This window comes from Polyangium sp. 6x1 (assembly GCF_029946515.1).
In the GTDB taxonomy this organism is placed as follows: domain Bacteria; phylum Myxococcota_A; class Polyangia; order Polyangiales; family Polyangiaceae; genus Polyangium.
In genome coordinates this window covers 49,708-64,028 of record NZ_JARZHH010000018.1, presented here as the reverse complement: position 1 = coordinate 64,028, position 14,321 = coordinate 49,708, and the positions used below count along the sequence as shown (strand labels likewise).

Genomic DNA, 14,321 nt, shown 5'->3' with positions numbered 1-14,321 from the left:
TCCGCTTCCATCCCGCGCGCCCGTGCCCGCGCCCCCCACCGAGGGGGCGCTCCCGGCGAGCACCGTCCGCGCGCTTCAAGCATGTGCAGTCGAGACGAGCATGGCAGGGGGAAACGAGCCGCGATAGGCTCCCCAAATGAAGCTGGCTTCGTTCGCCTCGCGTCATCTGCCATTGCCTCTCGTCGCGCTCGCGCTCGCCGGATGCTCGGACGAGCCGTCCAATCCGCCCCCGCCGGGCCCGGCCGATCCCTGCGTCCGGCCCGCCGAGAACCTGCCGGAGCCTCCGCGCCACACGCCGCGCTGGGCCTTCGAGCCCTGGATCTCGAAAGACATCTCCGACGGCCCGGACACGTATGCCTTCGTGTCCGGCTTCCGCGAGCGCGACATTCCCGTCGGCGCCGTGGTCCTCGATAGCCCGTGGGAGACCCATTACAACACGTTCATCCCGAACCCGTCGCGGTACCCCGATTTCGGCAAGATGGTGGAGGACATGCACGCGGACGGCGTGCGGGTCGTCCTGTGGATCACGAACCTCGTGAATTCGGTCTCGTACGACCTCGAAGACGGGGGCGACGCGTACATGGGGGCCTCGCCGAACCTCGCGGAGGGCGAGACGTGTGGGTATTTCGTGGAGGATTCGCTGCGATTCTCGTGGTGGAAAGGCTCGGGCGCCGCGGTCGATTTCATGAACCCGTCGGCGCGGTCGTGGTGGCACGAGCAGCAGAATGGCGTGCTCGACATGGGGATCGACGGCTGGAAGATCGATTTCGGCGACAGCTACGTCCGGCTCGACACGGTCACGACGGCGAAGGGGCCCGTGCCGCACCAGGAATACTCGGAGGCCTATTACCAGGATTTCCTCGCGTATGGCGTGGCGCGGCGCGGGCCCGAGTTCGTCACGATGGTCCGGGCGTGGGACGAGTCGTACGATTTCAAGGGCCGCTTCTTCGCCCGCAAGGAGCACGCGCCCGTCGCGTGGATGGGGGACAACCGCCGCGATTGGGTGGGCCTCGCGGATTCGCTCGATCACATGTTCCGCTCGGCGGCCGCGGGATACGTGGTGCTCGGGGCCGACATCGGCGGTTATCTCGATCGGGACGACAAGGACCTGCTCAGCGAGCAGATCCCGCTCGACCCCGTGAATTTCGCGCGGTGGACCGCGATCGGCGCGCTGTCGCCGTTCATGCAGCTCCACGGCCGCGCGAACATCACGCCCTGGACCGTGCCGCAAAATGGGACCGAGATCGCCGATATTTATCGATTCTGGTCGAAGCTCCACCACGAGCTCGTCCCGTTCTGGTACAGCCTCTCCGAGGAGGCGTACGCCGGGGCCGAGGTCCCCGTGCGGCCCGTGGGCGCGGAGGCGAGCTGGGCCGGGGATTATCGGTATGCGATCGGCGACGCGCTCTTCGTCGCGCCGCTGCTCGACGGCACGGGCAAGCGGGACGTCGTGCTGCCTCAAGGGGCACGTTATTACGATTTCTGGACGCCCTCGGCCGCGCCGATCGAAGGCGGGGCGACGGTGTCCGCCGATTTCTCGGCCGATCTCCAGAAGGTGCCGCTGTTTTTCCGGTCCGGCGCGATCGTGCCGATGCACGTCGCCGACGAGGTGACCGGGCTCGGCAATGCCGCCTCGGCCGGCAAGCTGACCGTGCTCGTGTTCCCGGACGCGACGTCCACGAGTTTTTCCCTGCACGACACGGATGACGCGGTCACCGTGGTGAAGGCGTCCGCGGCCGCAAATGCGGCTTCCGTGACGATTTCGCGCACGCTCGTGGAGACGCTGTTCCGCGTCCGCGTGGAAGAGGAGCCCGCGGGCGTCACGGTCTCCGGCGCCGCGGCGACCAAGCACGCCACGCGCGCCGCGTTCGACGCCGCGCCCTCGGGCTTTTATTACGAGGCGGAGACGCGCTCTGCGTGGGTGAAGGTCCCGGCGAGCGCCGGGGAGAGCGCGATCGAATTGCAGAACCCCTGACGCTCAGGCCGTCTTCGGATTGCGGAGCCGCTCGTAGAACCACCAGTGGTGGCCGCCGAGGTCCACACACTCGTATCCGCGCTCCGACCAGTATTCCTCGCCGTGATCGACCGTCTCGAGCTCCTTGACGATCCTCGCGCCCGCCGCCCGCGCCCGCGCGCAGTGCGCCTCCGCGTCGTCGACGTAGACCATGATGTTCTGCGTGTTCGCGCCGCCGAGCTGGCTCGGGGCCTTCGCGTGCGGAAACCTCTCCGGTTTGGGATGGCTCACCATGATGAGCCCCTCGCCATACACGAGCTCCGAGTGCGCGACCGAGCCGTTTTCCCCCTCGACGAGGAGCCGCACCTGAAACCCGAACGCGCGGCAGAGCCATTCGATCGCGGCCCTCGAATCCTCGTAGTAAAGCGCGGTCGAGATACGGGGCCAGTTGGGCGGGGCCGGCTTCGACGGTTCTTGCGTGGTCATGGATTCCCTCCTCCTTCGGAGCGCAGAGCTTTCCCAAGGCCCGGACGAACGTCAAGGCCCTTGGACCGCAAAGAAGGTTTTTCCGGGAAATAGGCGGGGCGGCGGGGAGCACGCCGGCGAGGCGCGCTCCCCTCACGCGCGGATCACTCGAGCGTGATCGAGAGGTTGTAGAGCGCGCCGGAGTAGCCGTACGTGGAGTTCGTGACCTTGATGAAGTACTTCCCGGGCGCCGTGATCGGGTCGCTCGTGAAGTCCTCGTGGTAGTTCGAGTCCTCGCTCACGCCGAGCGACGTCGTGCAGTCCGAGCCCACGACCTCGATGACCGTGTCCGTCTGCGCCTCGCCGGGCGACGTGACGACGTGCAAGACCTTGCCCACGTCCCCCTCCGCGATGTCGACGACGAGCCAGTCCTGGTCGTCCTTGTCCGCCATCTTGAACGCGTCGAGGGTCGCGGGCAGCGACGCGACCTGCTGCGCCTCGGCGCAGGCGTTGTTCGGCTCGATCTCCGCCGGGACGATCTCCTTCACCGTCACGTCGATCGAGTAGCCCGACGTGCCCGTGTTGTCCCAGTACACGAAGTAGATCGGCTCGGCGCCGACCTCGACCGTGGGCGCCGTGTCGAACGCGATGAGCTCGGAGAACTTGCCGCTCGCCGGCAGCACCGCGAAGTTCGGCACTGCGTCGACCGAGTCGGCCACCGCCTCGATGGAGACGATCTTCCCCGGCCCCGAGGGCGTGTACTGGAACAGCAGCGAGGCAAAGGGCTGATCGACCGCGCCGCTGACGCTCATGTCCGCCGTGAGCGCGGTCGGCGTGCGCGCCTCGACCAGCATGGCGGCCGGCGCCGGCGAGCTGATCTCCTCGCCGGGCGGGCCGCTGGCGATCGTCACCTCCGCCGGCCCGGCCGCCGTGTTCACGTCGGTGAGGATCAGGAGGTCGGCGCCGTAGAGCTGCGCGTCCTCCACACTGCCCGAGATGCCGGGCGAACCCGACATGGCGAGGTTCGTGAAGGCGATCGGCTCGAAGAGCCCGTCGCCCGTCGTGGTCAGGTCGAACGGCGTGGAGAGGTCCTTCATCTTGGCGCTGGCGAGGAGGATCGAGCCCTGCGCCGCCGTGCCGGTAACCGAGACATCGAGCGGCGTGTCGAGCGTGAACGCGCCCTTGTAGGTGACCGTGGTGCTGCCCTCGGTCACGTTCACGTCGCGCGCGCCGATGGCCGCCGAGGGGTCGATCTCGATCGTCGCGACGATCGCCGTGGGGCTCGCGTTCGTCTTCTTGACGACCGTGACGCCCGGCCCGAAGTCGAGCGTCGTGGCCTCGGTCCACGTCGTGTTGAACCCGCTGATCGTAACCTCGGTCTGGCGCGCGATGAACGCCTTGCCCGGCGTGATGGCGTTGATGCTCGGGTCCGCGCTCGGCCCCTCCGCGCCCGGCTGTCCCGCGGGCCCTGCCGGACCGGCCTCACCGGAGCAACCGAGCGCAAATAGCGCGACCAGAGACAACGACAGAAGACCCACTCGGCTCTTTCGCATGGGAAGAAGCTCCTCGTAAGGGATTTGGGGCCTGGCTCGGCATGTCCGAGCAGGAACCACCAAGGGTTGAGTTCGTAACGAAGTCACGGCGACGGCGGGCCGACGCCGAGCGGCCATGTTCGGCGCAAAGGCAGGGCGCTTTCAACCGCCGTGCAGGATTTCACCGGATGTGAGGTGCCCCTCGGAAGAGGGAATGTCGAAATGCGCGGTACTACGCGGTAGCCGCGTATCCACGCCGACGCACGGCACCGAGCAGAAAACGTCCGATCTCGACGATCTGCTCCAGGCGGCGGGGAGGCCATTCCATGTGCGGGAAGGGCGCGTTGCCCCAGAACGAGGAGGGGCGCGGGGGCGGAGCGGCGCCGGGCGCGGGGGCGGCGTCGGGCGTGCCGGCGCCGAGGCGCGGCGCGAGGTGATTCGTGAGGGCCTCGCCGATGACGTTGCTCACGTCCCGGTCGTGCTGAATGCAATGGATCGTGAGGCGCTCGGCGAGCTCCGGCGTCAGGTAAATCGTGACGGGACGGAGCGGCACGCCGCCCACGACCGTCGGCTCGGGCAGCGGCGCAGGCGCGGCGGCGGGCTCCGCAGGCGGAGCGGCGGGCGCGGACTCGGCCTCGACGCGCGCCTCGACGGCGACGACGGCGCTCTCGGGGACGGGCGTGACGCTCGGCGGGACGGGCGAGGCCTCGGTCGATGCTTGCGCGCTGCGCTCCGATTTCACCGGGGCGCGGCGCGCGCGCTTCGGCGTTGCGGCCGCGACGGCGGGCGGCTCGTCTCCGCTGACGAATGCGTCGATCGATTCAGGCGACGGCGGCTTGCGGAGCGAAACCGCGACTTGCTTCTTGGCCATGGTGGAACCTCGTGAGCTCGTCGAGCAATTGGTGGATCTCTTTCGTGGAGGCGTCGCGCGGGGCGTACGTGGTCACGCCCTTCCCCACGGCGATCGCCTCCTGGTAGGCCACGCGAAACCCGAGCTCGGTGCCGAGGACCGGCAGGCCCGAGGTCTCGAGCACGGTGCGCGCGCTCTTCGCGAGCGCCGTGCGGCCTTGCTTGCGCGTGATGAGGATACATCCGGCGAGTTTGTCCCGGAGCGCGCGCGCCTCCTGGAACACCTCGATCGCAGCCGTGAGCGCCCAGGCGTCGGCCGCGGTCGGACCGCACGGGAAGACGGCGACGTCCGCGACCATGAGCGCCGCGCGGGAGATCTCTCCGTGGCGCGGCGGGCAATCGATGATGGTGAGGTCGTACGCGGGCGAGACGCTGTCGAGCTGCCCGGGCCGATGCATCTGCGCGCCCATGGCCACGATGGTCGGCGCCCTGTGCCCCGCCTCGCTCGCGACCTCGCCCCACGTGCGCACCGTGCCCTGCGGATCGGCGTCCACGAGGAGCACGCGCTTTCCTCGCCCGAGCGCCGCGACGGCGAGGCTCACCGCCGTGGTGCTCTTGCCGATCCCACCCTTCTGTCCGGTGAGCGCGATGATCATGAAGTCCCCCCTACCGGAAGCGAGACGAGCGGGCCCAATTTTTGGTGACGCGCGGTGGACGCATCGCGCCATGACGAACGGTTGACGCTCCGGATGCACTGGAAAACCCCGGCGAGAAGGTCCTACGATGACCCTCGTGTCGACGGGGGCCGAGGGGAGGATCGAGGAGCGCGTCGCTGCGCTCGAACGAGCCCTCGCCGAGAAGGAGCGCGAGGTCGACGCGCTTCGGCGCGAGCTCGCGCGTTTCCAGGGGATGGTCGAGCACGCGCCCGTGGGCCTCGTGGAGGACGACGGCACGGGCCAGTGCACGTACGCGAACGAAGCGTGGCAGAGGACGATGGGCCTCGACCGGACGCAGGTGGTCGGTCGCGCCTGGCAAACCCTCTTCCACCCGGAGGACGTGGCGGAGATCCGGTCGTCGTTCGTCGCCTCGAAGAAGAGCGGCGCGCCGTTCGTCGCGGACTACCGCATCATCCGCCCGGACGGCGTGACGCGCTGGGTGCAAGGCAAGATGGTGCCGATGACGAGCCCGGCGGGGGCGCTCGTCGGGTACGTCGGGACGATCCTCGACATCACGGAGCGCGTGGAGGCGCGGCAGGAGCTCGAACGAAGCGTGGCGCTGCGCGCAGCCGATCTACGCAAGGCGAGCGACGAGCTGCGCATCTTCGCGGCGCTGACGGATCACGCGACGGACGCGATCGTGATCGCGAGCCCCGAGGGGGACGTGACGCACGTGAACGGGGCGTATCACCGGTTGTTCGGCGACGGCGTGTCGGTGATCGGCACGCCGCTCGTCGACGCGATCCGGCCGGGCGACGCGCCTGCGCGCGAGGCGCTGTACGCGGCTCTCGTGGACGGCAGCACGTATCGAGGGACGCTCACGCTGCGCGGCGCGAACGGCGCTCCGCTCCCGGCGCAGGTGGACTGCTACGTGGTGCGCGGGGGGCCCGAGGAGGTGCTCGGGCTCGCCGCGATCATCCGTGACCTCTCGGAGGAGCAGCGTGCGGAGGTGGAGCGGGCGGAGCTCGAAGCGAGGGTGATCACGTCGCAGGAGGCGCTGATCCGCGAGCTCTCGACGCCGCTCGTGCCGATCGCGCAGGGCGTCATCGCGATGCCGCTCGTCGGCTCGATCGGCGACGCGCGCGCGGAGCAGATTCTTGAAGCGCTGCTCGCGGGGATCCAGGAGCACCAGGCGGAGACGGCGATCCTCGACATCACGGGGGTGCCGACGGTGGACACGTCGGCGGCGAACGCGCTGATCGCGGCAGCGCAGGCGGCGCGGCTGCTCGGGACGAAGGTGATCATTTCGGGCATCGGCCCGGCGGTGGCGCGGACGTTGGTGGAGCTCGGCGTGGAGCTCGGAGGGACGACGACGAAGAGCACGCTGGCGGCTGCGATTGCGGAGGCGGTCCGGGGGGCGGGGCGGAGGCGGTAGGGGACGAGGCGGGGGGCGGGCTGGAACGTTATGGAGCTTCGGAGATGGATCACGTCTGCGTGGGTCGCGACGATCCTCGTCGCGACCGCGGCCGCGGCCCACGGGCAACCCGCGCCGGACGTATCTCCACCCGCACACGAGACCGCGCTGCCTGCGCAGGAAGCAGCGCCGGCGCCCCCCGAAGCACCGCCACCTCCACCGGCGCCCGAAACGACGGTCCCCGCGCCTGCGACGCCGGAGGCCCCGCCCGCGCCCACCCCGACCCCGCCCGAAAAGCAGCTCCCATGGGCCGGCACCACGTTTTCGTGGAGCCATTCCGTGACGCCCAGCACGATAGGAATCGGAAGGGACAACATCGGCATTTCGGATGACCGATATGCGATGACATTCCTGCTGCATCCGAGCGTTTTCCTGCTCCAGCGCCCCCGCCACCAATTGCGAGCATCCACGTCGCTCTCGATCGCGCGGGTCTGGGGGAATTCCGACACGACGACCCGCTCGGACGAGCCCGTGGTCGGGGACATCCCGCTCATGCTGACGTACGCGGGTTTGCCTCTCGTGATTGGCAATGGCGCTCCGCCCGGGGGGCTCGCCGCCATGCGTGATCCCACGCTCGCAGGCCGCGGCGATCATCGCACGTGGATCCTGGTCGGGTCGTCGCTCACCCTGCCGGCTTCCGAGCGGAGCAGGTATCGAGGTCTCATGGTCGCGACCCACCTCGGAGCCGCTGTACGGCAGCAGGTGAAGCTCCTCGGCAGCAATGCGCAGGGGCTCGGCTGGATGTTGTTCTCCGCATCCTTCGGCTGGGGACACGACGTGATCGACGCGCCCTCCTATGACAATTCGCTCGCGTCGACCGATTCGCTCGGCGAAGACGTCTCGCTGACGTTGCCTATTCTGGGCGACCTGCAAATACGAAGCGCATTTGGCCTCGACCAGAGGATCCTCCGGCGCCCGGAGGGCCCCGCGTGCGTCGTCGTCACGCCGACAGGTTGTATCTCCGGGCAACCGATCGAGGATCCACCGTGGGCCTTGTGGAGCGCATCGCTCCAGGTCGAACTGTCGTATCTCTTCGTCCCGGAGTTCGGAGCGGCGCTCGGGTACTCCACTACCGGGATGCTCATCGGCCCCACCGGCCGGACGACAACCCCCTTCGGCGGCCCGAACGCCCTCATCAACGCGAGCCTCGTGCTCTCGCTCGATCGGCTTTATCTGCGTTTCGCGGGGAGGTAATGGCCCCCGCGAACGACAAGGGCTGATGAGATCAGGACGCAGGCCGCGCCGGGGCCGCGAGCCGTCCGCGTCGCCGCGCGGTCAACGTCGGCCAAGCCAGCACCGCAATCGCCGACAGCACCATTCCCGCACCCCAAAGCTCATGTGTCGGCGTGGGCTGACCGAGCCCGAGCCATGCGAGCGTCGCCGACGCGAGCACCCCGGCGAGCACGCTCGACGCGCGATTCACCGGCACGCAAAACGCATTTTCACGCCCGTCGAGCAGAATGAGGGCGCCAAAGACCCCCGTCCCCTGCGAGAGCAAGCCAATCGCTATCGCCGGGAGTAGCGCGCCCGTATCCCCGATCGAGACGAACCCGGCGCGCAGCTCTTCGAGCGCCGCGCCTTTGCCGATCACCGCGCCCACCACGAGCAAACACACCACCACCGGCGTCGCGACCATCTGCTCTTCGACGAAATAACGATACGTGTCGTGCGGGTCGTCCGATTTCGCCAGATGGCTCATGAAGCGCAGCCGCACGAAATAACTGACGAGGTACGCGGCGACGTCGGCCGCCGCGAGCACGGTCATCTCGTACCGCGCGCCGCCTCCGAGCGTCACGGCGAGCGAGGCGAGGCTGAGCCCGAGCGCAATCCATGAGGCCACACGGACGCGGCGACCGCTCCACGCGTCGACGAACGGCGCGAGGACGAGCACGCCGCCGCGCATGAAGAGCATCATGAGGACGATCGAGACGCCGTCGAACGTGTACGCGAGCGTGGTCGTCGCAATGATGACAGCCGTGGCCACGCCGGAGAGGAAGGTCCAGCGCGTGGGGACGGGGATCGAACGGCCGAGCACGGTGCGCTGCGTCGCGTAACGAAAGAGCCCGCGCCACGAGAGGAAGACGAACATGCCCACGAGCGAGGCGATGGTCGTGACGGGCAGGAGCTCGAAGCCCGAGACCGCGCGCGTCATGCCAGGGATCCGGCCCTGCGATGCGAGCTTGGTGAGCGCGCTGTAAGGCCAGTAGCAGGCGAAGTAGCCGAACGCGTAGAGCCAGATCCGAGCGTCGTGGGCGGGGCGGGCGTCGGTCACCGAGGGCCCGAAAGGAAGAATCGGACCAACGCGCGAGACCTCGCGTTTCTCCGGGCGAAACGGCCTCGGGGCAGAGGCGCGGGATGCAGCCGTTGCGCAGGCGCGCAAGCGGTGCGCATCAGCTCCGCTTCCTCGCTCCCATCGCAAACGCGATCCCCGCCTGCAAACTCCCCTTCGTCACGATCCCCGTGAGCTCCGCCGAGCTGCCCACGAGCGACCGCGCCACGTCCGCGCGCATGCCCGTCAGGATCGCCTGCGTCCCGAGGAGCGAAAGCGCCGACGCCGTTCGCACGAGCGCCTCCGCGATGTAGATGTCGCCGCCCTTCACGCCCGTCACGTCCAGGATCACCGCGCGCGCCCTTCGTTCCGACGCGCCGCGCAACGCCGCGCCCATCACCTCGTCCGAGCGCGCTCGATCCATCGTCCCGATGAGCGGCATCACGACCACGTCGTTCGTGATCGGGATGATCGGCGTCGACAGCTCCGCGAGCCGCTCCCGCTGCACGTCGATGATGTGCTGCTGCAGCGACTCGCGCTCGAGCTCCGCGACCATGCGTTGTTCGAGCTCGACGCGTAGCTGCTCCGCCGTCTCGTTCGCCTCCCCGGTCCGCCGCGCGATCTCCTCTTCGAGGCCCTCGTTCGTGCGGAGCAGCTCCTCCGTCACGCGCTGCACCTCCGTGTAGAGCAGCGCGCTCTCCACCGCGGCGCCCGCTTGCGAGGCCAGGAAGTCCACCAGCACGAGCCGCGCCGGCACGAACGCCTCCGTCGCGAGCGCGTGCTCCAGGTAGATGATCCCCACGAGCCGGCCCTTGTGCAGCATCGGCGTGCACAGGATCGAGCGCGGCGCGCGCGCCATCATGTACCGATCCTTCGCGAAGCGCCGATCCGCGCGCGCATCGCCGAGCAGGAGCGGCTCGCGCGTGCGCCGCACGTACTCCACCACCGAGAGCGGCAGCTCGTCGTTCTCCTCCGCGAGCACGCTCGGGCCCGCCGACAGGCGCTCCGGATCCACCACCATCGTCGCCTCGACCCAGAGACGACCCCCGCGCTCGATGAGCAGCATCCCCCGATCCGCGCCCGCGCTCTCGATCACCGCGCGCACGACGCGGAGGAGCACGCGTTCGAGGAGGATCTCGCCCGCGATCGCCTGCGCCGCGCGGATCACCGTCGCCGTGTCGAGCGTCGCGAACGAACGCTCGCCGGGGTTCGAGTTCGCCGGCATGTCCCACGGCGGCGTCTCGTTCTCCCAGAGATCCTCGTACCGCGCCGCGGTGTTCTCCACCTTCCCGCGCGCGCCCCAGCGCTGGTACGCCTTGCGCGCGTCGAGCACGTAGGCGCGCGCGAGGCGCTTTCGCCCCCGCGCGACGTGATGCTCGGCGGCGCGCTCGCTCGCGAGCGCCTCGTCCTTGATGAAGCCGTGCTCGCACGCGCCCGCGATCGCCGCCTCGAAGAGATCGATCGCCTCGGCGTCGCGCCCCTCCGCGCGCGCGCGCTCCGCGCGGACGAGGTCGAGCCGGTGCTGGTACGTCTCGGGGCAGCTCCGGGCGAGCGCGGCGAGCTCGGCCTCGCGCCGCTCGAAATCCGCCCGCCGGCGCGCCTGATCCGCGGGCGTGCCGTTCGCGAGCAGCGCCGCCGCGACGATCGCGCCGTGGAAGGCGATCTCCGTCGCGAAGTACTGCGCGATGACCGTGGGCACGAGCGCCTCGGCCTCGGCGGCCGCCTTCTCCGCGAGCTCGAGGTCGTGGAAGAGCAGGGCGAGCTCGAGCCGCGCCGCGTGGTAGCGGCACGCGATGAACGGCAGCTTCTTCTCGACCAGCGAGGCGACGAACGAGACCTCTTCGAACTCCCGATCCGAGAGCGAGATCCGTCCGCGCGTCCGGCCGCGCAGGCAACGGATGAGCTGGTACATGATCCGCAGGTACGCCTCCGACGTCGCATCCCGCGTCTTCTGCATCAGCGTGAGGAAGCCCTCGGCCTCCTGCTCGACGACGGCGAGGTCCTCGCCGGTCCCGAGCCGCACCATCGTCGTCGAGAAACACGCGTACGACAGGAACGAGAAGTCGCCCGTCGCGAGCCCCTCGCGCTGCGCGCGCTCGAGGAACGGCAAGCACGCCGCGAGCGGGCGGCGGAACGGGTGCAGCGTCGCGCCCTGGTTCAGGAAGACCTTGCAGGCGATGTTCGGGCTCGGCAGCCGATCGTGCAGGCGCAGCGCGATCTCGCCCATCCGATGCGCCTCTTCGTACCGCCGCGCCGCGACGAGGCTCATGCCGTACGCCGAGAACCCGTACGCGGAGAGCTCCGTCGGACCCCACGCGATCGTCGCGCGCACCATCCGCGCGCACACGAAGTACAGGAGCGACGGCGACGTGCCGTACGCCGCCGACACGAGGTGCATCCACGTCCGCAAGGTCGCGCGCTTGCGCGCGTCGTCGAGCGGCGGGGCCGAGGTGATCGACTCGATCGAGCGCGCGTCGAGCTCGGCCGCGAGCTCGGCTTGCTCCTTCGCGAGCGCCGCTTCGAGGTCCGCCTCGTCCGGCAGCGCCTCGCCGAGCAGCGCGAGCGCCTCGCGGCCCACGCGCACCGCGTCCGCGAACCTGCCCTGCGTCACGTAGAGGACCACGAAGAGGTCGTGCACGCTCGCCCGATCGAGCGCGGAGGTCGCGTGCGACAGGAGCTGCGCGAAGAGCTGCTCGGCCTCGTGGAACTGGCCCGTCAGGTACGCGCACGCCGCGCGGTCCCGCGTGAGCGCGAACGTGAGGAACGGCTGCTCGTCCCAGCCACGCTCGCCGACGAGCTCCATGCCCGTCGCGAGGTAGCCGATCGCCGCCTCGTACGCGGCCGCGCCTTTCGCCTGTTGCCCGCCGTCGAGCGCGAGCCGCGCGATCTCCAGCCGCTCGGCGGGATCCTTCATCACCGCGATGCCGCGGCTCATGTGGAGGAGCAGCTCGAACAGCCCTTCGCCCTCCGTGCCGCTCGCGTCGCGCAGCCGACGCCCGATCGCGAGGTGCAGCTCGGGCACCTCCTCCGGGCGCAGGAGCGAGTAGGCCGCTTGCTGCACCTTGTCGTGCGAGAACCGGAACGCCCGCGGCGCGATCGGCTTGGGAGGGGTCGACTTGCCCGTCCCGCGCGGCGTCGCTTGCCGCATGCGCACGGGCAGCACGAGCCCCTCGGTCAGCGCCGCGGCGAGGTCCGCGCGCACCTCGGATTCCGGCCTGTCGGCGAGCGCCGCGAGCGCGTCGATCGCGAACTCGTGCCCGAAGACCGACGCGAGCACCAGCGTGCGCTGCGCCGCGGGCGAGAGGTCGCCGATCTTGTCGAGCAGCAGCGTCACGATGTCGTCGGTGACCGTCTCCTCGATCCGCGCCTCGTCCGAGACCACGGCGCCCGTCGCAGGATCCACCTCGACGAGGCCCTCGCGCACGAGCGTGCCGAGCAGTTGCCGGATGAAGAGCGGGTTGCCGCTCGTCTTGCTCCACAAGAGCACGCCGAGCGACTCCACGTCGGCGAGGTCGCAGCCGAGCAGCCCCGCGACGAGCGCGCGCACGTCCGACGGGCGCAGCGGCCGGAGCTCCACCTTCGACACGGGCACGCCTTGCCACTCGACCTCGTCGATCACGCGCCCGACGGACCGGAAGCCATCGCCGTCCTCGCGGCCGCGGAACGCAACGACGACGAGCAGGTACGTCGACTGCGGATCGGCGAGCAGGTCACGCAGGAGCTTGAGCGACGCGGGGTCGGCCCATTGCAGATCGTCGAGGAAAAGCAGCACCGGCCGGCGCCGCGTGAACACCGACAGGAAGCGCTGCACGACGAGCGCGAAGCGGTTCTGCGACTCGATCGGCCCGAGGTCCGGCGCGGCCTCCGCGGGCCCGAAGAGCAGACCCACCTCGGGCACCACGCGCGTGACGAGCTCGGCGTTCGGCCCGAGCGCCACGTCGATCTCGCTGCGGATGCGCGCGAGCTCGCTCTCGCTCTCGGCGAGCGCGGCACGCACGAGCTCACCGAGCGCATGACCGAAGCCCGAGAACGGAAGGCCTTGCCCGATCGGATCGAACTTGCCCGTGATGATGTAGGCGTCGTCGGGGCCGATGCGCGTGGCCGCGTCGAGGACGAGCGCGGTCTTGCCCATGCCCGCGCCGCCCTGGATGGCGAAGAGCTCGCGCCCGCCCCGGCGCGCTCGCTCGATCGCCGAGGCGAACGTCTCGCGCTCCGCGTCGCGACCGTAGAGCCGCACCGCCGTCGCGAGCATCGTCGGCCGGTCCTGACCGCCGAGCGGGAACGGATCGATGCGCCCCGATTTGCGCAGCCGCGTGACGCAGGTCTCGAGGTCGGCCACGAGCCCGCGCGCGCTCTGGTACCGATCGTCGGCGCCCTTCGCGAGCAGCTTCAGCACGATGCGCGACACGGCCGGCGGCACGTTCGGCTCGAGCTCGTGCGGCGGCTTCGGCGTGCGCGCGAGGTGCGCGTGCACGAGCGTGACCGGGTCCTGCGTCGTGAAGGGCGGCGAGCCCGTCAGCATCTCGTAGAGCACGGCGCCGAGCCCGTAGAGGTCGGCGCGGTGGTCCACGGGGCGGTTCGTGCGGCCCGTCTGCTCGGGCGGCATGTACGCGAGCGTCCCCTCGGGCGCTTGCGGGTTCGGCGCGCGCAAGGACTCCTCGCCCACGCGCGCGGCCGACGTGAAGTGGAGGATCCAGACAGCGCCGTCGTCCTCGCGGAACAGCACGTTCTTCGGGGCGATGTCGCGGTGGACGATGCCGTGCGCCGCGAGCGTCGAGAGCGCCCGCCCGAGCGTGATCGTGATCTCCAGCGCGGTCTCGATGCGCAGCCTGCGCGACGTGAGCAGCTCCGCGAGCGTGCATCCGCCGGGATCGGCGCGCAGGAGCGCGAACACATCGCCGTGCTCGACGAGGCCGAGCGTGCGCGGAACGATGTTCTCGCCGAGGTCCTTGGCGATGGCGTGGGCGCGGCGGATCCTCGCGCGCTCCTCGCCGCGGGCGCGTGCACGAGCCGTCTCGACGAGCACGGGCGTGCCGTCTTCGAGGTGGCCGCGATGCAGCGCGAAGCGCGCGTCCTCAGCGAGGGTTGCGAAGATGGTGCAGCCGGGGAACTCGGGAACCAT

General features: G+C 70.0%; 9 protein-coding genes. 3 read left to right on the top strand and 6 right to left on the bottom strand.

Annotation, left to right across the window (positions count from 1 at the left end; translation table 11 throughout):
- Positions 1–136: 136 nt before the first annotated feature.
- The gene (locus QHF85_RS18775; protein WP_281328592.1) at positions 137–1,975 is read left to right on the top strand and encodes a TIM-barrel domain-containing protein; all 1,839 of its coding nucleotides are present in this window, start codon (positions 137–139) and stop codon (positions 1,973–1,975) included.
- Between the two features lie 3 nt (positions 1,976–1,978).
- On the opposite strand, the gene QHF85_RS18770 is transcribed toward QHF85_RS18775, so the two are convergent.
- The 4 genes from QHF85_RS18770 to parA form a co-directional block, all read right to left on the bottom strand.
- Entirely contained in the window at positions 1,979–2,440 is a 462-nt protein-coding gene (locus QHF85_RS18770; protein ID WP_281328591.1) for a VOC family protein, read from the bottom strand.
- A gap of 143 nt (positions 2,441–2,583) precedes the next feature.
- Entirely contained in the window at positions 2,584–3,972 is a 1,389-nt protein-coding gene (locus tag QHF85_RS18765; RefSeq protein WP_281328590.1) for a hypothetical protein, read from the bottom strand.
- 211 nt (positions 3,973–4,183) lie between these two features.
- Entirely contained in the window at positions 4,184–4,822 is a 639-nt protein-coding gene (locus tag QHF85_RS18760) for a hypothetical protein (RefSeq protein WP_281328589.1), read from the bottom strand.
- Positions 4,773–5,456 (bottom strand): ParA family partition ATPase, encoded by a 684-nt coding sequence (gene parA, locus QHF85_RS18755; RefSeq protein WP_281328588.1) that lies wholly within the window; start codon positions 5,454–5,456, stop codon positions 4,773–4,775. Before parA ends, QHF85_RS18760 begins: the two co-directional genes overlap by 50 nt.
- Positions 5,457–5,583: 127 nt before the next feature.
- Between parA and QHF85_RS18750 the strand changes: the two genes are divergently transcribed.
- A complete protein-coding gene (locus QHF85_RS18750; RefSeq protein WP_281328587.1) occupies positions 5,584–6,891 on the top strand; it encodes a PAS domain S-box protein in 1,308 nt (435 codons plus the stop codon).
- Positions 6,892–7,272: 381 nt separating this feature from the next.
- Positions 7,273–8,124, top strand: a complete 852-nt coding sequence (locus tag QHF85_RS18745; protein WP_281328586.1) for a hypothetical protein — start codon at positions 7,273–7,275, stop codon at positions 8,122–8,124.
- Positions 8,125–8,155: 31 nt separating this feature from the next.
- Here QHF85_RS18745 and QHF85_RS18740 read toward each other — a convergent pair whose 3' ends face one another.
- Positions 8,156–9,202, bottom strand: coding sequence for a hypothetical protein (locus tag QHF85_RS18740; RefSeq protein ID WP_281328585.1), 1,047 nt, complete (start codon positions 9,200–9,202; stop codon positions 8,156–8,158).
- A gap of 118 nt (positions 9,203–9,320) precedes the next feature.
- Positions 9,321–14,321, bottom strand: coding sequence for an AAA family ATPase (locus QHF85_RS18735; protein ID WP_281328584.1), 5,001 nt, complete (start codon positions 14,319–14,321; stop codon positions 9,321–9,323).